18 protein-coding genes are annotated in these 18,952 nt (G+C 51.0%); 12 read left to right on the top strand and 6 right to left on the bottom strand.

Features of this window, described 5'->3' with window-relative positions:
* The first annotated feature begins 87 nt into the window (after positions 1 to 87).
* Both QWJ20_RS10170 and QWJ20_RS10165 read left to right on the top strand, forming a co-directional pair.
* Complete coding sequence (locus tag QWJ20_RS10170; RefSeq protein ID WP_433992462.1) at positions 88 to 375, top strand: hypothetical protein; 288 nt, start codon at positions 88 to 90, stop codon at positions 373 to 375.
* A 292-nt stretch (positions 376 to 667) separates the two neighbouring features.
* Positions 668 to 928: a hypothetical protein gene (locus QWJ20_RS10165; RefSeq protein WP_433992461.1), complete on the top strand. Its 261-nt coding sequence runs from the start codon at positions 668 to 670 to the stop codon at positions 926 to 928.
* Between the two features lie 45 nt (positions 929 to 973).
* On the opposite strand, the gene QWJ20_RS10160 is transcribed toward QWJ20_RS10165, so the two are convergent.
* Positions 974 to 1,081 carry a SymE family type I addiction module toxin gene (locus QWJ20_RS10160; RefSeq protein ID WP_433992658.1) on the bottom strand — a complete coding sequence of 36 codons (108 nt, stop codon included), beginning with the start codon at positions 1,079 to 1,081 and terminating at the stop codon, positions 974 to 976.
* Between the two features lie 176 nt (positions 1,082 to 1,257).
* Here QWJ20_RS10160 and QWJ20_RS10155 point away from each other — a divergent pair, with 176 nt between their 5' ends.
* Positions 1,258 to 1,662 (top strand): DUF4279 domain-containing protein, encoded by a 405-nt coding sequence (locus QWJ20_RS10155; protein WP_433992460.1) that lies wholly within the window; start codon positions 1,258 to 1,260, stop codon positions 1,660 to 1,662.
* 49 nt (positions 1,663 to 1,711) lie between these two features.
* Here QWJ20_RS10155 and QWJ20_RS10150 read toward each other — a convergent pair whose 3' ends face one another.
* Entirely contained in the window at positions 1,712 to 1,801 is a 90-nt protein-coding gene (locus QWJ20_RS10150; protein WP_433992657.1) for a SymE family type I addiction module toxin, read from the bottom strand.
* On the opposite strand from QWJ20_RS10150, the gene QWJ20_RS10145 reads away from it, so the two are divergent.
* The 5 genes from QWJ20_RS10145 to QWJ20_RS10125 all read left to right on the top strand — a co-directional run bounded on the left by QWJ20_RS10145 (position 1,779) and on the right by QWJ20_RS10125 (position 5,675).
* The gene (locus tag QWJ20_RS10145) at positions 1,779 to 1,940 is read left to right on the top strand and encodes a hypothetical protein (RefSeq protein WP_433992459.1); all 162 of its coding nucleotides are present in this window, start codon (positions 1,779 to 1,781) and stop codon (positions 1,938 to 1,940) included. The genes QWJ20_RS10150 and QWJ20_RS10145 overlap by 23 nt on opposite strands.
* A gap of 51 nt (positions 1,941 to 1,991) precedes the next feature.
* A complete protein-coding gene (locus QWJ20_RS10140) occupies positions 1,992 to 2,513 on the top strand; it encodes a DUF2247 family protein (protein WP_433992458.1) in 522 nt (173 codons plus the stop codon).
* Between the two features lie 91 nt (positions 2,514 to 2,604).
* Complete coding sequence (locus QWJ20_RS10135; protein WP_433992457.1) at positions 2,605 to 3,153, top strand: hypothetical protein; 549 nt, start codon at positions 2,605 to 2,607, stop codon at positions 3,151 to 3,153.
* 136 nt (positions 3,154 to 3,289) lie between these two features.
* Positions 3,290 to 4,036 carry a carbon-nitrogen hydrolase family protein gene (locus QWJ20_RS10130; RefSeq protein WP_433992456.1) on the top strand — a complete coding sequence of 249 codons (747 nt, stop codon included), beginning with the start codon at positions 3,290 to 3,292 and terminating at the stop codon, positions 4,034 to 4,036.
* A gap of 517 nt (positions 4,037 to 4,553) precedes the next feature.
* Complete coding sequence (locus QWJ20_RS10125; protein ID WP_039286330.1) at positions 4,554 to 5,675, top strand: ABC transporter substrate-binding protein; 1,122 nt, start codon at positions 4,554 to 4,556, stop codon at positions 5,673 to 5,675.
* 216 nt (positions 5,676 to 5,891) lie between these two features.
* Here QWJ20_RS10125 and QWJ20_RS10120 read toward each other — a convergent pair whose 3' ends face one another.
* The 3 genes from QWJ20_RS10120 to QWJ20_RS10110 all read right to left on the bottom strand — a co-directional run bounded on the left by QWJ20_RS10120 (position 5,892) and on the right by QWJ20_RS10110 (position 9,418).
* Positions 5,892 to 7,598, bottom strand: a complete 1,707-nt coding sequence (locus tag QWJ20_RS10120) for a pectate lyase (protein ID WP_226308023.1) — start codon at positions 7,596 to 7,598, stop codon at positions 5,892 to 5,894.
* 117 nt (positions 7,599 to 7,715) lie between these two features.
* Positions 7,716 to 8,468, bottom strand: coding sequence for an oligogalacturonate-specific porin KdgM family protein (locus tag QWJ20_RS10115; protein WP_095699562.1), 753 nt, complete (start codon positions 8,466 to 8,468; stop codon positions 7,716 to 7,718).
* A gap of 131 nt (positions 8,469 to 8,599) precedes the next feature.
* Positions 8,600 to 9,418, bottom strand: a complete 819-nt coding sequence (locus tag QWJ20_RS10110; protein ID WP_095701914.1) for an oligogalacturonate-specific porin KdgM family protein — start codon at positions 9,416 to 9,418, stop codon at positions 8,600 to 8,602.
* A 763-nt stretch (positions 9,419 to 10,181) separates the two neighbouring features.
* Between QWJ20_RS10110 and QWJ20_RS10105 the strand changes: the two genes are divergently transcribed.
* On the top strand, positions 10,182 to 11,909 hold the full coding sequence (locus QWJ20_RS10105; protein ID WP_433992455.1) for a type III effector HrpK domain-containing protein: 1,728 nt from the start codon (positions 10,182 to 10,184) through the stop codon (positions 11,907 to 11,909).
* Between the two features lie 24 nt (positions 11,910 to 11,933).
* Here QWJ20_RS10105 and QWJ20_RS10100 read toward each other — a convergent pair whose 3' ends face one another.
* Positions 11,934 to 12,110, bottom strand: coding sequence for a hypothetical protein (locus tag QWJ20_RS10100; RefSeq protein WP_167385203.1), 177 nt, complete (start codon positions 12,108 to 12,110; stop codon positions 11,934 to 11,936).
* 145 nt (positions 12,111 to 12,255) lie between these two features.
* Between QWJ20_RS10100 and QWJ20_RS10095 the strand changes: the two genes are divergently transcribed.
* The 3 genes from QWJ20_RS10095 to uca all read left to right on the top strand — a co-directional run bounded on the left by QWJ20_RS10095 (position 12,256) and on the right by uca (position 18,866).
* The gene (locus QWJ20_RS10095) at positions 12,256 to 13,263 is read left to right on the top strand and encodes a Gfo/Idh/MocA family protein (RefSeq protein ID WP_433992454.1); all 1,008 of its coding nucleotides are present in this window, start codon (positions 12,256 to 12,258) and stop codon (positions 13,261 to 13,263) included.
* 193 nt (positions 13,264 to 13,456) lie between these two features.
* Positions 13,457 to 15,259 (top strand): allophanate hydrolase, encoded by a 1,803-nt coding sequence (gene atzF / locus QWJ20_RS10090; protein ID WP_433992453.1) that lies wholly within the window; start codon positions 13,457 to 13,459, stop codon positions 15,257 to 15,259.
* Positions 15,252 to 18,866 (top strand): urea carboxylase, encoded by a 3,615-nt coding sequence (gene uca / locus QWJ20_RS10085; protein WP_433992452.1) that lies wholly within the window; start codon positions 15,252 to 15,254, stop codon positions 18,864 to 18,866. Before atzF ends, uca begins: the two co-directional genes overlap by 8 nt.
* The last annotated feature ends 86 nt before the right edge of the window (positions 18,867 to 18,952 follow it).

Below are 18,952 nucleotides of genomic sequence, written 5' to 3'. Positions count from 1 at the left end.
CAGTTCGAGATGGTAAGACAGGAAAAGTCTACACTTATTATGAGTTTAAAACTAAATTCCCTGATCAGGTGACAAGAGGAAAGTGAGTTGTTAACCGATAATGACATAGATGATGTGAAGAAATTAATAATCTTGCTAGAGCAAGTTATTATTTACTTGAAGAATTATGGGAGTAGTGAATCTGCCTATTTTTGTCTGAAAAAAGCTGTTCACATACTTGAAAATAGAGATGTTAATGACATGTGTAACATAAGTAAAAATATTATGAGCGATTTTAGAATGATGGCAGATAGAGGACAATATGGTGGAGATATAGATCCAATAACAGATGATATCTGCTCTATTGTAAAAAATAACCCCTTGTTTAATAAATAGATCCTAACTGAAAAAGCTGAAAGATCTACAAGAAAAAATCATTCAGGGGATAGGAAAAGATGCTAGATGCAGGATTTAGCAGAGAGTCTATATTTGAAAAATTGAAAGTATTACCTCATCCAGGTTTCGTGTGTCGCTCTCAAATGGGAATTTATGAGGTCACTAGTGATATAATAATTCTCTACGGTCAAGTAATCGCTAATCTACTACTGGGTCCTAGCGGTGCTACTCAGTACCTTATAAAAGACTACAATAGTAAATTAAAGCTGTTAGATAAAATGGATTTGGGTAAATGAATAAATCATCTTATATAGACCATGCTATCGAACTCTCTCTTGCTGAAGGTAACTCAGTGAAAGAGATATCAGATGGATGGTCTAACATGGATCAAGTGATATACTTTTCTAATAAAATGTCACAAGAATTACAACTGAAAATAAAGGAGGAAGAGCCTAAATTGAGATATTTTTCAACGGATAGAACTCCTCAAAATAAAGCAGATAAGGGATTTATCTGTGATGAATATAAGATTGCAATCTCATATCCAAAATAAATTCAACGATCACGGTCCCCTAGAACGGCCGGGATTTTTTGTCGGTCATTCAGCCACGAAACGGATCAGCAGTTGACCGTGCTCAACAGTGATGCTGACTTGTGTATCAGTCCTAAACCCCGCAACTGCCAGTTCGTAGCCTTCAAGGTGCAGACTGGGGTGTAATAGCGCCTCATATCATGACGATTGGCATGGTGGCGGCACTCTGTTGTTGCGGGATATGGCAAAGTAGGTGCAGGATATCACTACGCTGAGGCGTAACGTTGAGCATGCGAACTAAGGGTGAGAGTATTCCAACTGGTGATTTCATAAATAATTAGGGTAATCAGATGGATAAGACAAAGGTAAAAGCAGAGTTCTCTGTTTGTGGTGATGTTTTTGACCCTAATGAGATAACTAAGTTATTAGGGATGGAACCATCAGAGGTTAATCTGAAAGACATCATCAGTGGAACAAGAAAAAGACCGAATTTCGAGACTAGTTGGTCAATATGCACAGAGAAAGAAGAGTCATATGATGTCAATGAGCAAACGAAAAAATTGTTGTTTTTACTGAAAGATAAAACTGACGTTTTAGATGAAATAAAAGCAAGATATGATGTCACATTCATCCTTTCACTTTTAGTCGAAATAGAGAATGGTGAAAAACCAGCAATTTACTGGACAGCAGAAACAAATAAATTCTTAGGGGAAATCGGTGCGGAGAGTTCGGTTGATTTATACATCTATAGCTAGAGATTAAAATCTCGAGCCCTAAAAGGGGCGGGATTTTTACCTTTACTGGTCAGAACCACAACTCAGTCTCAATCACCAGTTTACAGCGTTCCACTGTGACGATAACCGGTTGTCCGGTGTTAAAACCTAGCTCTTCCAGCCACTCCTATGCGGCGGTGAGCGACAGCACCTTGTTGTTGCGGGATACGGCGAAGCAGGTGCAGGACATTACCACGCTGAGCCGTAACGTTGAGCACGCGAACAACGCGCTCAGACTGATCTTTAACAAAGATAGTTAGTCATCGAATGTTTGTTTCTGGTTGCACAGTTAATGGAGTACCTTCAAAACCATGACAGAGAAACTATTTTTAATGGCCAATCGGATGAAACTGGTTGATTGGGGGATGATTTTTCTTGGGGCAGGCGGGATCGCATCAGGTAAGCTATCTGCTTCTGAAATTAGTAGTTTTGCATGTAATGAACTTGCAAAAACCGATGGCGTGAAAGATATTTTATTGACTGCAATATCTGAAGTGGCTTTTTGTTCTGAGATTACTGATGAGGTGATGGATTACTTAAGATTTATATGTGATGAAGAAAATATAGATCTCAAATTGTCCAGCAGAAAATGGAGATGCCTTGCGTTATGCTTAACGATACAGGAATTGCCTGATGACTGTGTATATGGTCTTCTAAAACTGAATGAGTTTTGGCGGATTTGGGGCGAAGATGCGGGAACTCCGAATATAATACAAGATGTTGGGAATAATATCTCGCCTACAGAATATTACAATGATGAACAATATAAATCAGTCATTAAGTATCATCAAGAATGGCTGAAAAAAGAAAATCATGAACTGCTAAAGAATTGAAAATATCCAGGCCTTGCGCGCTGGGGTTGTCGTTTTTACCCTGTTCAACGGTTACAATAACGTTCACCAAAAGCACGAAGGAGAAAAATAGATGATCCCCGTCGGATATTTAGCTAAAAGAGTCGCACTAAAACCTGACTGGCTTAACGCCGAGCAGGTAAAAGACATTTACTCGGTGAGCTGCTGTGTCTCTGATGCCTTTTGTGAATATATTCAGTTTTGGCGTCATAACGGCTACTGGCTGTTTGATTCGCCGGAGGTGATTGTTTCTCTGGCGAAAGAACAAGGAATTGATCTGGCCGAGACTACGATGTTTTATTACGAGGCATACGAGTATCAGTATGATGAAGAGGAATTAGAATGGAGCCTGTTCGAGCCGGAAGCATCTTTTGACACCGATGTGAAGATACCACAGCAAAAAGTGTTGCAGGGTTTTGATATTGTCTCTTTCCACCTTGAGCAATCACCAGAGTGTTCCTATTTATCCTGCAACCATATGGCGCAGGAGCTGGAGGTCAATGCGCATTGTCTGCTGGCGTCTTTTGATGAGGCGAAAAGGCATCTGGAAAGTGGCGTTTTTCACGGCTGTGAGCCGGGGCCATGCAGAATGTTTGCGGTGTATTCGGTGCCGGACATATAATTTTATCCCACATAAATTATACGAAACCGAATAGATAAAGCTTCCGCTATAAATAAACATTTAATATTTTTCATTTCTCATGTTGTGTGATATAAGCCATGCATGACTTTATTTAGATAAGCACAAGGTATTTACAATGAAAATCTGTGTCGCGCAAATAGCATCCGTGGCTGGTCATGTCGATGAGAATGTGAAAAAGCATCAGGATATGGTAATTACCGCGGCACAGAATGCTGTCGATATTATTGTCTTTCCTGAACTCTCATTAAGTGGCTATGAGCCTTCATTAGCTGAAGAATTAGCATTGCCATCTGACGAGATTAAATTTGATACCTTTCAGTCAATGAGTGATGAATATGGGATTTATATTGCGGTAGGTTATCCTGTCAAATTCAGCGATGGGATAAAAATAACCATGATTATCTTTCAGCCTGAAAAAGAGGCGTTACTTTATTCAAAGCAGTTACTTCACCCTGATGAAATGCCTTTTTTTAAACAGGGAAAACAACAGACTACGGTTAGCGTTGAAGGGAAAGTCGTTGTGCCAGCGATATGCTATGAGTCTTTGCAGCCAGCTCATGCACTTAAAGCCGCGAAATTGGGGGCCGATCTTTATGTGGCGAGCGTGGCAAAGTCTGCGAATGGCGTGATGCGAGCGTATGAGCATTATCCTGTCACTGCCAGGAAGCACGGGATGTTTGTCCTGATGGCGAACGCGGTTGGTAAAGCCGATAACTTTATCTGTGCAGGACAGTCGGCGATTTGGGAGCGCGGGGGAAAACTACTCATACAGGCTAATGCGACACAAGAAGCCTTGCTTATTCTGGATACCGAGACAGGCAAGGTAATGATGATTGAAAAGGATCATTGTTCCCGATCTTAATAGTCATTATGTGAATATTAACACTTATGTATTATTGCATTCGGTGAGCGTATCAGCGTTCACCTTTAATTTTCTGGAAGGGGGCAGTAACGCGAATTTTATTAGCTGGTATGATTATTAAAAATATTATTTAAATTTGAATCATTGTGGTTGGTAAGTAATCCCATTCTATCTTTTTATTATATTGCATCTATCCCACACGAAAGCGTAATCTCATTTTAGCTATTCAATATTTTTAACTATATTGTTCGCTTTTTCTTCGTATGTGTTTTTATTTAATGCTGTAAACTCAAGGCTAAATACCCCAATGGAAACGGGGAGAGTATCCTCGGACGGGAGATATATCAATGAAGGACTACTCGCTTTCTATTCTGATTTATTTTTGACGATTCCACCTCGTCGCTCCGATCCTGCGTGTCGCTGACTTGCGATCCGCTGGTTAGACCGTTGCCGTTTTAACGGCTGCTATCTGTCGTTTGTCGGTACGGGTTTTATTCATTAAGTGAAGGAAATCACAATGCAATACACTGGGAAGTACCTGAAGAAAACAGTGCTGATGCTGGCCATGATGGCTGGGCTCAGCGTCGGGCAAAGTCAGGCGGGCGTCGAAATTGAGACGCGTTCGCTGGATCAAATCTATCAGAGTGCGTTGAGAGAAGGCGGTACGGTTACCGTCTATGCTGGCGGTGACGTGCAGTCACAGCAGGCGGGTTTCAAGCGGGCATTTGAGACACGTTTTCCTGGCATGAAACTGAATGTGATTGTCGATTACAGTAAATACCATGATGCTCGTATCGATAACCAATTGGCGACCGGCACCCTGATTCCTGATGTGGTGCAACTGCAAACAGTGCAGAATTTTCCACGCTGGAAAAAAGAAGGCGTGCTGCTGAATTACAAAGCGCGTGGTTGGGACAAAATATACCCGGAATTTCGTGATGCAGATGGGGCGTGGACCGGTGCCTATGTCATCGCATTCAGTAATTTGGTCAACACCCAGCTTCTGGATGAAAAATCCTGGCCGCGTGAGGTTAATGATTACCTTCGTCCCAATCTAAGAGGTAATTTGATTCTGGCTTATCCGAACGACGACGATGCGGTGCTGTTCTGGTACAAGCTGGCCGTGGATAAATACGGCTGGGATTTTGTTAAAAAATTACAGGAGCAGGATCCCGTCTATGTGCGCGGCACCAACGTACCCGGTGCTGAGATCGCGACGGGAAAATATAGCGCGACGTTTACCAGTTCCGGTGCGCTCGTTCCGGCAGCCGATGCTGTGACCCGCTTTGTCCTGCCGAAGTCCGATCCTTTTGTCTCCTGGGCGCAACGTGCCGCTATCTTCAAACAGGCTAAACACCCGGAAAGCGCCAAGCTCTACCTGAGCTGGGTGCTGGATCCGCAAACGCAAACTCAGGTTTCACGTATGTGGTCGGTGCGTACCGATGTTGAGCCGCCAGTAGGTTACAAACATATCTGGGAATACCGTAACACTCGCCCTCAGGCATTTGCTGATTTCATGTACGATCGCGGTGCGGTAGAACGTTTTCGCGCACAGCTGAGTTTGTATGTCGGTGAAGCGAAAGGCGAGCCCACGCCGGGCTGGCTGGGTGTGAACCCAGAGGTGCCTCTGGTTAACTAACGCTTGAAATTATTGCGTTACTTCATGCTGGTCACGTTAATCGTGGCCAGCATTGCATCGTAAGTACGGCATAATTAAGCACCACTCGATTAAGTACCACGCGATTAAGAATCACATCCGAGAATGGCGGCCTTGTTCTGTGAATAGTTGAGCAGAGTCACAAGAGGGGAATTGCCAATGGCAGCGAACCACCATTGGCGTGTTGAGGATTAAGGCTTACTTCTTATTGTTGGGTTTCAAGGTTTCGCCAACGTTCAACAGGAAGATCTCGTTATCGCGAGTGGACACGCGAGTTGAGCCATCTTCCATACGGTAGCCGCCTTCGGTGAAGCCCGCACCATTCAGGAAGGGTGCAACGGACTGTGGCTGATTGCGTACCGCCGCTTCCAGCGCTAACAGGGCATAAGGCTCGATGGTATCGACATCAGCATATTGTCTGTTGGGATCGGCCATAAAGAAGCCGTTCTTATAACGCGTGCTGATAATGTTATCGCCCACTTTTTCCGCCAGCGACAGATAGTCTTTCACTTTGCTCGCCTGATACAGATCCAGCAGCGCGAACAGGGCGTAAGGATCGTTGTTCTTGGTAGCGAGATCCACTTTGGTGTCTTTACCCGGCGCTGAACCTAACTCACCCAGCCCCTGTGCGCGAGCGATGCCGCGTGCAACACGCCACAGCTCGGCGTCTGGCGAAACGGTATAGGCGCGAGAATACGAGAGCAGGAATGAATTATCCGCAGGATAAGGCTTGATCACGGTGCCTTTTTTGCCGTAATAGCCATCACGCGGCAGAACGTAGTTGGAAAGATCTTTGCCGTTAGCGAGCATTGGACGGAACGTGTTATCGGATTCGTTGTAGGCATACTTGGCAAAGGCTTTCAGGCCATCGGTTGTCCACGTCAGCAGTTCCTTACCTTCCGCCCCTAAATCTTTACCCAACTGGAGTTGCATAAGCGCATTTTCGGAATAGATCGTGCTGGTGCGTCCTTTCAGCATCATATTGCCTTCCAGCGCGGTAGGGCCGAACTCTGGGCCGAACTGACGCTGGGCGCGGTCGCCGTATTTGGAATGCGTATCGGCATCGTCAGTCGTTTCATCACGCTTCAGCGCCTGCGTAAATTGGTACACGCCGAGCCCGGTCGCTTTATCCCGTGGCAGCACGTACTGCTGTGCCAAACGTTTTGCCCAGACCAGCGCGCCGTCTTCTTTATTGTATTTGTACAGCAGCGAGGCGGAATAGATCAGATCGTTACCCGCGTTCAGGAAGCTGAGGCCTTTGGTGGCGAAGAAGGGCGGCTGTTGCTCAAACGGACTTTGCCAGAGTGCGCCTATTTTTTGCCCGTATTTCCCGTGACGACTGGTCTCCATGATCTTCCAGTCATAAACGTGCGCATTCCAGAAACCTCGGATAAAGCGTGCGGTTGCATCTTTATCGACGCTGAACATTAAATCGTAGTAGGGATAGGCATTTTTCAGCTCATGCACCATCTCTTTTTCACTCGGGCCTTCCGGCTGTAGCGTTTTTAGATCCACAAAACGGTGGCCGCCCCAAATCAGCAGGCCGCTCTCATCTTGATAGTGTTGAAAGTGATACTTCACGATCGCTTCGGCACGCTGCTTATAGCTGGGATTGCCGCTCAGGTTGCTGAGCCCGACCAGCACGCGCATCAGGTTCTGCTGAGCGGAGAAATTGGATAACACGGCGTGGCGACCATCGGGGAAGATCCACTCCATTTGTTTGCCCGTGCGAGGATCGACACCATCAGCAAGCAATGGTGTAGGCGACTGACCGTGATAGTGGTCGCCGGCTTTGGTCAGCACGTTATCAACATACTGATTGACGATGGTGAGACGGTCAGGCGTAGCGGCGCTGGCCTGTAAAGCGACCAGACCCGCAAGGAGCGACAGCGCAAATCTTTTCATTTTGTCTACCTGTAACGATGATTCATCCAGAGCTGTAATAAAGGGATCCCGCTTGATGAACAGGATCCCCGAGAAATATGGCGTAGCAGTAAGCTGTTTTAGAAAGGTAAGTCGTTGTTAGAACGTATAGGTGAAGCCGACTTTCCCTTTCCCTTCACGCGATTTCACATCGCGCCCGCTGGCGACATCTTCAACGCCAACGTGTGCCGTCCAGTTGTCGTTGATGGTGTAAGACACGTCGAAATCCTGTTGGTAGTCATGCTTTTTGTTGTTTTGCAGCACGTAATCCGCGTGATAGTAGTAAGCGGTGTACGCCAGCGTGAAATTGTCGAAACCTTTGTAGGCCACGCCCGCTTCATAGCGGTGACGGTGAGTGTCATCATCCGTACTGGTACGTTTGCTGCGGGTGATTTTTCTGAGGTCATAGCGATATTGCGCATGAAGATCCGTCTTATCAGTCACAGCCCAGGTCAGTTTCAAACCTGGCGTATAGCGTGCGCCGGAACTCTGGCTAGCGCCGATATCGCCCACGGTGCCTTCACCGCTGGTGCCGCCGGAATAGAAGCGCGCTTCCAGATTCGGCGTCAGGGTTAATTCAGGCGTTAAGCTGTAGGCATAGCCGGTATAAAAAGCATAAGAATTCGAGACGACATCATCGATGGTCAGATCTTTATTCTTATTATAAAAACTCAGCTCAACGCCGACGTACAGGCCATTATCCATAAAGTGCCGCATGCCGATTTCATCACCGTGATAGCGATTCATTGTTCCCCAGCTATGTTCATAGCTGAGTTTAGTATCAGAGGCAGACGCGGAAACAGCATAAATTTGGGCAAAAAGAATACCGGCCACAAGGTAGCGTTTTTTCATTATGGGCACCATTAATATTGATCGTTAATTATGAAAACTGTGCGCTGATAGACAAAATTCATTCATGAATTTATTTTTTCATCAACACGGCAGGAAATACGGCGTATTTACTTTATAAAATTCTGCATTTCTTAGAAAACGTAGTTGAAACCAACTTTGATTTTCCCCTGACGGCTTGATGATGTGCTGGATTGGCTAATATCATCATACTCAATGTAAGGAGTTAGCTGTTTGTTTAACTTATATTGAACTTTGAACTGATGTTCATAATCCGTTTTCCCATTATCGTAAACCGCGTATTCTCTTTCCGTGAATTCACCCTTGCTATATTTATACGATTTTGTGGTGTTATCACCGATGTAGTAGTTAAAGACGTAAGTCAGATTAATATTATCCAAACCAGAATACGTTACCCCTGCATCCAGACGATGACGACCGGTGTCGGATTTCGACAAATAAGATTCCCCTGCGTAACCATATTTGTCAGACGTGGCAATGGTTGAATAGCGTGAGCTGCGAGAGGGCTTTTTATATTCATAGCGGTAGCGGCCATAAGTGGACCAGTCGCTGTTAATTCGGTAGTTATATTTCAGCCCCGACTGGTACATCATGGTTGAATTGCCGATGGAAAATTCAAAGGTCGGCGTTAAGGTTGCGGCCTTGCTGAGCTTGAAATCCTTGCCGATTACCATGCCGCCAGAGCCGCCCTGCATGTCATCATAGGCAACGTCGTAGTTGCTGTTCCCACCTGCTGAGGTACTGAATTTGACTTCGTACGACCAGCCGTTGGTTTTCTTATGAATGAGCTTAATGGAGTCTGAGTGGCGGCGATCTTCCGTCTTCCAGTTATGTTCATACTGGAAGGTGGTTTTGCCGTCGGTTTCTGCCTGAGTGAGGAACGGTGTGAATCCGGCACAAACAATGAGTAGGTTACGGGTATTTATTTTCATTTTATCTTTCTCTTTTGGGTAAACAATATTATTGGCGAGCGCAGTCTCTATCTTTAAAACCAGACAGTTGATGTCATTTTTTGGGCGTAAAAATAGAATCACCAGGAATGATGATGACGCCATTTATAATGTCAGACAGGGCTTTCTCCCTGGTAAATCAGGTTGCTATCAATGCATCGATGACTCCTTATATACGACGTAGCTTATGAGTATTTCAATCAGCGAAATGGCTTATGCTGCTGAGTGAAGGTTGATAATTCCCACCGTTTACCGGTTAATCTAATTATCAGCAGACTTGATAATTAGGATGAGTGGCATTATGGTGAAAAGGAAACGTTGTTTCATTTATGTGGATCACACATTTGGTTACTCTTTGAAATTTTTTGTAATTATTTCGTCTGATTATTGTAAGTGTCAGGAATAGGCGTAATGGAGAAAAGGGTTATCAGAGAAGGGGCGGTATCTCTTGAATGTTAGTGATAATAATGACATGTAATTGAACAACAATTAACCTGTTATCGGCCTTATTTCCCCACCATCATTCCGAGAATATTCTGTGGAAAGCGATTTCCATAAAAATGAATAAACGGCCAATAGCCATCAAACGCCCCTGAATATCGTCAGGAACTTATCGTCGTTTTACATCACTCAACGCCTAGTTACCTTCGTCATGCTGCGATCGGCACGTTTGCAGGCCTGTCTGTGTTTGCATGACGCGGGAGATCCGTTTGTTAAGCCTGACGACAGCAGAATGAGGACGTGAATGGTCAATCGTATTGAAGGCGGAAGCCGTTGGGGAAGTGCCGCGTCTTTGCCTGCGCAGCATGATACTGAGACTCACAGGCCGAGTGGGCAACAGACGGCATCGCCAGTTACGCCGTCGGGTTCACGTTCCATCGATTTTGGCGATGCGTCGCCGAACGTACCGCAGCTTTCCACTGAACGGACTACGACGGCACCCACTCGCATTTTACCCACGGTGCCGAACGTTGCAGACCGTTCACTTATTGCGGAACCCAAACCGCCCGTCGATCTTCAGGCGATCGACAGCTCGGAGCACAGTAATGCCAGAGCATTGGAAAAGTGGTCGCCGCTATTAAGCGATTTGCCAGAAAATGAACGCGAGAAGGCGGCAAAGGCGCTGAATCGCCCGCTGGCGGCGGCGAAAATGCTACAGGATGGCGGGGCGAATGCGGAAAAAGCGCTCATCTACCTGCGTGAAAATCCCGCGATCTATACGGCGATGGATACAGCGAAAGACGGTGGCAGAGCCGACGGACATATCTCGAATCGCGATACTAAATCCTTTATTAAAAGCATGGAGCGACGCGCCAGCGATGCCAGCCACGCCGTGAAGGAATATAGGGAGAAAAATCCGGCAGCCGATGCGCAATCGCTGCGGTTAGTACACTCTTCCGCGCTGTTGCTGGCTAACGAACCGCTGCTGAATGCTGCTGATGCCAAAAAATCCTATACGCATTCTCCGCCGCAAAAGAACGATCGCACCAGTACTCTGACCGATCTGAGCGCGATCATGACCGATAACCCGACGCTGTCGCCACAGCTAAAAGCGGCGGCCCAACTGTGGTCGCACCCTGGGTTATTCGGGATTCTGGAACATGCGGATGTCAAAGGAGAGAAACTGGCGCGAGTCCCACATGATGGCAAGCTGATGATGAAGGACATGAAAAGCTGGATTCGCGAACAGGCACCAGTGAACCGTCAGGAAGCGGCAGCATTGGGGCTGGCAGCGAAAACCGATATCAGCAAGCTGAATGAGGCGGTTTTTACCCAGCCGCAGGAGTACAGCGGCGCGCAAAAATCGGCAGCGCTGGTCAAACTGCAACAGACGTTGGAACAGGTAATGGCGGGGCGCGAATACCGAAATACTGAAGAAACGGAAAAGGTGCTGAATCAACGTATTGAAGCGCTACAGCAAGACGGGGATGTGATTCAGCATTTTGAGCAGGCGGTACCGAGCGAGATGAACACCATTTTACGGTCCGATCCGCTGCTGGCGCAGGCGGCGATGAGCCAACGTTTCTCCGCAACGTCACCGACTGCCCCACGATCTGTTGGGCTGGATGCCTCGCTTTCGGCTGTAACACCTACGAGGGCTGGTGCAAAAAGCGATGCGCAGGCGGTGAAAGAGGCCGGACGCAGCGTAATGGATTTTGCCAAATCGTCGCTACACGCAGAGGATTTAACCAAGGCGGCGGGGAGCAAAACGGCCATTGGGCTGGCTGGCAAAGCTGGCGCAGCGATTGCCGGAAAGGTGGTGGGTGCCATTGCGGGTGAGGCCGCCGGTGCCGTTGGCGCGGCCGCAGGGCCAGTGGGTTGGGCGGTAAGCGGGGCGCTCAGCATCGGTATGGGGATCGCAGAGCTGGTGAATTTCTTCAATGCCAAAAGCAAGCTCAATAACCGGCGGGAAGATTTTGCCAAAACGGTTAATCCCGCGCTGGAACAGTTCAATATTCCCAAACCGCGCTAATATGCCAGCTTAAATCTCGAAGGCTTAAATTTCAAAACCGGGGGCGACTTCTTTCACCGGCTTTTTACACTCTTCGGGCTTTGGCTGATTCGCCGGGAGGTTTTTACAGTCCGGCGCAAAAGGATTCAGCGCATCGCGATTCAGATAGAATACAAACAGGATCAGAATGATGAGAGGGATCAGAATACGTTTTCTTTTCATGGTTATCTTTAGTTGCGTTGCGGAAAATGTGGATATGTTAAAAAAACAGGAAAAATTCTAACGCGTTATACGGCTTTTGTCTTTAGCCCGCTCGGTTTCCGCCTTATTGTAGTGGCTCGGCATGACGATATCGGCAGAGGTGAAGATGAAAAAGATTCGGTTTGCGGCGATTGGGTTAGCGCACAACCACATTTATGACATGTGTCGGCAACTGGTTGATGCGGGTGCGGAACTGGTCGGCGTGTTTGAATCCGATCCGCATAATCGGGAAAAATTTATCTCACTGTTCCCCGCCGTTCCTTTTGCCGATTCTGCGGAACAGCTGATTACCGACGCGTCTATCGATCTTATTGCCTGTGCGGTCATTCCCTGTGACCGAGCCGAACTGGCACTGCGTACGCTGGATGCCGGTAAAGATTTCTTCACCGCCAAACCGCCGCTGACCACGCTGGAGCAGTTGGATGCCGTCCAACGTCGGGTTGCGGAAACCGGCCGCAAATTTGCCGTGTACTTTAATGAACGAATCAATGTGGATAGCGCGCTGTTTGCCGGTGAACTGGTGCAACGGGGCGAGATCGGTCGAGTGATTCAGACGATCGGCGTTGGCCCACATCGTGAACGCGGCGCGCGGCCTGACTGGTTTTATCAAAAGCGTCAGTATGGCGGGATCCTCTGCGATATCGGTATCCACCAGATCGAACAGTTTCTCCATTTTACCGGTAATACTGACGCACGAGTGGTGACCAGCCAGACTGCGAATTATCACCATCCGCACCAGCCGGAGTTTGAGGATTTTGGTGATGCGATGTTGCTGGGCGACAACGGGGCAACGGGCTATTTCCGTTGTGACTGGTTTACGCCGGATGGGCTGAGCGTCTGGGGCGACGGCCGCCTGACGATACTGGGGACGGAAGGCTACATCGAAATCAGGAAATATGTCGATCTGACGCGCGGCGAAAGCAACGTCGTTTATCTGGTGAATGGCAAGGGCGAACAGCGCTTTACCCCCGCAGGCAGTGTCGAACGCACTTTTTTCCCAAATTTTCTTCGTGACTGCCGTGAGCGCACCGAACTGGCGATGTCGCAAGCGCATATCTTCAAGGCGACAGAGCTGTCAATCCTAGCGCAGCAGGCCGCGAAGAAGATCGCCTGAGAGAAAGCATTATCCGTATATCAATGACCAACCCTTTTTTGCAAACCGTGCTCCGCGATGGCGCACGGTTGTTCCTTTTTTGTGCATGAAAATTGAGCTCCTCAATCTAATTTCATAAAAATCAACAGGGTAAAAGCTGGCATGGTTTTCGCTTTAGTGAATTCAATCTTGTATACCAGATGGGATTCACATCATGCCAAGAATGACAGGGCTCACGCTTCAGGAATGGAAACAGCATTATCAACAGCAGGTCGATCGCGTTGGTGAAACGCTAGGGGCGCTGCTCGCCAGCTTGTCGCCGGACGATCCCGCGTGGATCGCGCTAGCGACACCTGAATTGCTTCAGGCACAGATCGCGGCGCTATTGCCTCGATATCGTGAAAACCCAGATGCGCTGCCGCTGTTTGGCGTTCCTTTTGCCGTCAAAGACAATATTGATGTTGCGGGCTGGCCGACGAGCGCGGCGTGTCCGGCATTTACCTATCTGGCTGATAAGGACGCGACGGCCGTTGCCAAGCTGAAAGCGGCAGGGGCGATTGTGATTGGCAAAACCAACCTCGATCAGTTTGCGACCGGTCTGGTGGGCACGCGCTCACCGTTCGGTGCGGTGCCAAACACCTTTAATGCGGAATACATCAGCGGCGGATCCAGTTCCGGTTCGGCGTCGGTGCTGGCGCGCGGGCTGGTGGCGTTTTCATTAGGCACCGATACCGCTGGGTCGGGGCGCGTTCCCGCCGGGTTTAACAATATTATCGGCCTGAAGCCGACGAAAGGGTGGCTATCGGCAAGCGGTGTCGTACCGGCCTGTCGCCTGAATGACACGATTTCTGTGTTTGCGCTCACCGTCGACGATGCATTTACCGTCGCTGAACTGGCTGGCGGGTACGATGCGGCAGATGCCTACTCGCGCCGCCATCCCGCCAGTACGCCCGCGGCGCTGCCAGCAAAGCCGCGCTTTGCGATTCCCAGCGATCCCACTTTCTTTGCTGATGCCGTTGCACAGGCAGCGTGGCAGCACGCGCTGGTTGAATTGGAAGCGGCGGGCGCGACGCTGCATCCCATCGATTTCAGCATTTTCACACAGTTAGCCGATCAGCTTTATCAAGGCCCCTGGGTGGCGGAACGCACCGTCGCGGTGGGCGATATGCTGCAACAGCCAGAGAACATGGATTCTGTGGTGCACGGCATTGTGGCGAGCGGCGGACGTTTCAGCGCGGTAGAGGCTTTTAAGGCTGAGTACCTGCGTGCCGAACTGGCGCGCCAGATTCAGCAAACGCTGGCATCGTTCGATGCATTAGTCGTGCCGACCTCACCGACGATCCACACGCTTGAAGCGATGAAGCAAGAGCCAGTGCGTTACAACTCCCAGTTGGGCACTTACACCAATTTTACCAATCTGGCCGATCTCTCGGCGCTGGCGCTGCCCGCATCTTTCCGTACCGATGGTTTACCGGCGGGTATCACGCTGATTGCGCCTGCCTGGCACGACCGCGCATTGGCGAGCTTTGGTCTGCGTTGGCAGGCACAGCTGGCGCTCTCGCTGGGAGCAACGGGAAACGCGCTGCCAGCGGGACTCGTTGCGTTGCCACCTTCGGCATTGCACGTTCGCCTTGCCGTTGTTGGCGCGCACCTGACGGGCATGCCGCTCAATCACCAACTGACCAGCCGCGATGCCGTGCGGGTGGAAGAGACGAGCACGGCGGAGAACTATCGCCTTTATGCGCTGGCGAACACGCAACCGGCTAAGCCCGGTTTAGCGAAAGGCACCGACGGCGCGGCGATTATCGTCGAGCTGTGGGACATCCCGCTGGCGCGCTTTGGTGAGTTTGTCGCAGAAATTCCTGCGCCGCTGGGCATTGGCACGCTGACGTTAATCGACGGGCGACAGGTTAAAGGCTTTATCTGCGAACCGGCTGCGCTGAGTGATGCCGTGGATATCACCGAATTCGGCGGCTGGCGTCACTGGCTTGCTCGTCAGGAGGCGTCCCATGTTTAAGACGGTATTGATCGCTAACCGGGGTGAAATTGCCTGCCGCGCCATTCGTACGCTGAAACGCCTGGGAATAACCAGCGTGGCGATGTATTCCGATACGGATAAAAACGCGCAGCATGTGAAAGACGCAGACATTGCCGTACCGATTGGCGGCGAGAAGGCCAGCGACAGCTATCTGTGTATCGATAAGGTACTGGCTGCCGCAAAGCAGACGAAGGCAGAGGCGGTCTGGCCGGGCTACGGTTTTCTGTCAGAGAGCCTGCCGTTTGCCGCCGCATGTGAAAAGGCCGGCATTTCGTTTGTCGGGCCAACCGCACAGCAAATTGGCGAGTTTGGCCTGAAACACCGCGCCCGTGAATTGGCCGCTGCTGCTGGTGTGCCAATGACGCCGGGAACACCGCTGCTGGCCTCGCTGGAGGACGCGCTGGTCGCCGCCGAGGACATCGGCTATCCGGTAATGCTGAAAAGTACCGCGGGGGGCGGCGGCATTGGCTTGACGCGCTGTGCGGATGCCGTGGCGTTACAGGCTGCATGGGAAAGCGTGCGCCGTTTGGGCGAACAGTTCTTTAGCGATGCAGGCGTCTTTCTTGAGCGCTGCATCGATCGGGCGCGTCACGTCGAAGTACAAATTTTTGGCGATGGCAAAGGCCGCGTGGTCGCGCTGGGCGAACGCGACTGCTCACTGCAACGCCGTAACCAGAAAGTCGTGGAAGAAACGCCCGCACCGCATTTGCCGGACGCCACGCGAGCCGCGTTGCTGGCCTCGGCGGTGAAACTGGGTGAACTGGTTAACTATCGCAGCGCGGGAACGGTGGAATATATCTACGATGCCGAGCGTGATGCGTTCTTTTTCCTCGAAGTGAATACCCGTTTGCAGGTTGAACATCCGGTGACGGAGTGCGTCACTGGGCTGGATTTGGTCGAATGTATGCTGCGCGTCGCGGCGGATGAACCGGTGGACTGGTCGCAACTGACGCAGGCACCGCGTGGGGCCGCGATTGAGGTGCGCATTTATGCGGAAGATCCGCTGAAAAACTTCCAGCCTAGCCCCGGCGTGCTGACCGAAGTGGCGTTTCCCGATGGCGTGCGGGTTGACGGCTGGGTGAGCACTGGCACCGAGGTGTCGGCGTATTACGATCCTATGATCGCCAAACTGATCGTTCACGCGGAAACCCGCGAACTGGCGCTGGAAAAGATGCAACAGGCGCTGAATGCCACGCGTTTGCACGGCATTGCCACCAATCTGGATTACCTGCGCCAGATTATTGCTACTGACGCGTTCCGCAACGGAACGGTATGGACGCGGATGCTCGACAGCTTTACGCCGTCCGCGTCGGTGATTGAAGTAATTCAACCCGGCACCTGGAGCAGCGTGCAGGATTACCCCGGACGCCTTGGCTATTGGGATATCGGCGTGCCGCCGTCTGGCCCGATGGATGATTTCGCGTTCCGTCTGGCGAACCGTATTGTCGGCAACGATGAAGCAGCGGCAGGGCTGGAGTTTACGCTGCAAGGCCCGACGCTACGTTTCCACCGCGAGGCCGTGATTGCACTGACGGGAGCAGACTGTCCGGCGACGCTGGATGGGGAAGCGGTGCCGTACTGGCAGCCAGTGACGGTAACGGCGGGGCAAACGCTGACGCTGGCGCGCGCGCAGTCCGGCTGCCGCACCTATCTGGCGGTACGCAACGGCATTGATGTGCCGCAGTATCTCGGCAGCCGCTCGACTTTTGCGCTGGGGGAATTTGGCGGTCACGCCGGACGAACGCTGCGCGTGGCGGATATGCTGGCGATTTCTCAGCCCGACTTGCCTGCCTGCACCACGCCCGCGCCGGTGAGCGCACCGCAGGCCGTGGATGCCACGCTGATTCCGCAGTACGGCGATGAGTGGCGCATTGGCGTGCTCTATGGCCCGCACGGCGCGCCGGACTTCTTTACCCACGCGGCGATTGATGAGTTTTTCGCAGCGGAATGGCAGGTACACTACAACTCGAACCGACTGGGCGTGCGTCTGGTTGGGCCAAAACCTACCTGGACGCGTGCAAACGGCGGCGAGGCCGGCCTGCATCCTTCCAACGTTCACGACTGTGAATACGCCATTGGCGCGGTGAATTTTACCGGCGATTTCCCAGTGATCCTCACGCGGGACGGGCCGAGTCTGGGCGGGTTTGTCTGTCCGGTCACGATTGCTAAAGCGGAACTGTGGAAAGTCGGTCAGGTTAAGCCGGGCGACCGTATCCGTTTCCATCCCATCAGCGCGGACGAAGCGCTGGCGCTGGAACAGGCGCAGTCTGCAAGTGTCTCCACGCTGGGTACGGCGCATTCACCCGCGTTTGATGTGCCTTCGTTGGCGACAACAGAATACGGTTCCGCCACGGTGCTGGCTGCGGTACCCGCCACCGCGACGACACCCGCTGCCGTGTATCGTCAGGCGGGGGATAACTACGTCTTGATCGAATACGGCGAGAACGTGCTGGATCTGGCGCTGCGGCTGCGTATTCACCTGCTAATGGTAGCGATCCGCGCGTCTGAAACGGCGGGGATAGAAGAACTGTCGCCCGGCGTGCGGTCGCTACAGGTGCGCTACGACAGTCGGGTTCTCCGCCAGCGTGTGCTGCTAGACGTGCTGCTGCATCTGGAAAGTCAGCTTGGCGACGTGAGCCAGATGAAAGTGCCGTCGCGTATCGTCTACTTGCCGATGGCGTTTGAAGACAGCGCCACGCTCGGCGCGGTGGAGCGCTACCGTGAAACCGTACGCGCCAGCGCGCCCTGGCTGCCAAATAACGTCGATTTCATTCAACGCATTAACGGCTTGCCGAGCCGTAATGACGTGCGCGACATCATTTTCGATGCCAGCTACCTGATCCTGGGATTAGGTGACGTTTATCTCGGCGCCCCCTGTGCGGTGCCGGTCGATCCGCGCCACCGTCTGCTGAGTTCCAAATATAATCCGGCGCGCACCTTCACTGCCGAAGGCACCGTCGGTATCGGCGGCATGTACATGTGCATCTATGGCATGGACTCGCCGGGCGGCTATCAACTGGTGGGGCGCACGCTGCCTATCTGGAACAAATTCCTCAAAAACGATCAGTTCATTGCGGGTGAACCGTGGTTGCTGCGCTTCTTCGATCAGGTGCGATTCTACCCAGTCAGCGAAGCCGAACTCACGGCGCTGCGCGATGACTTCCGCGAAGGACGTGCGGCGATCCGTATCGAAGAAACCGAGTTTGATTTTGCTGAGCACTCGCGCTTCCTGACGACGCAGGCCGACGATATTGCCGCGTTCCGCCAGCGTCAGGCCACGGCGTTTGAAACAGAAGTGGCGCTGTGGCAGCAGGAGGATGACAGCACGCCGCAGGACGTGGTTTCGGCCGCTCCTGTGGAAAACGACGAGAGCGCGTTTCAGGTCAGCGCGGATATGAACGGCAACATCTGGAAAGTGCTGGTGAACGTGGGGGATGTCATCGAAGCCGGACAGCCGCTGATTATCGTCGAAGCGATGAAGATGGAACTGACGATTAGCGCGCCGCAGTCTGGTCGGGTGAAACGCATCGGTTGCCAGCCGGGACGACCGGTCAGCCCCGGCGATGCCTTGCTGTGGCTGGAGTAGGCAGCGGTTGGAACAAGCGGTTAGAACAAGCGGTTAGAACAAAAGGACAGGCTGGAATAAGGCACGAACCTGAATAAACGGCGAGG

The sequence above is a fragment of the Pectobacterium sp. S5 genome (assembly GCF_051707265.1).
In the GTDB taxonomy this organism is placed as follows: domain Bacteria; phylum Pseudomonadota; class Gammaproteobacteria; order Enterobacterales; family Enterobacteriaceae; genus Pectobacterium; species Pectobacterium polare.
This window is presented reverse-complemented; position numbering and strand designations above follow the sequence as displayed.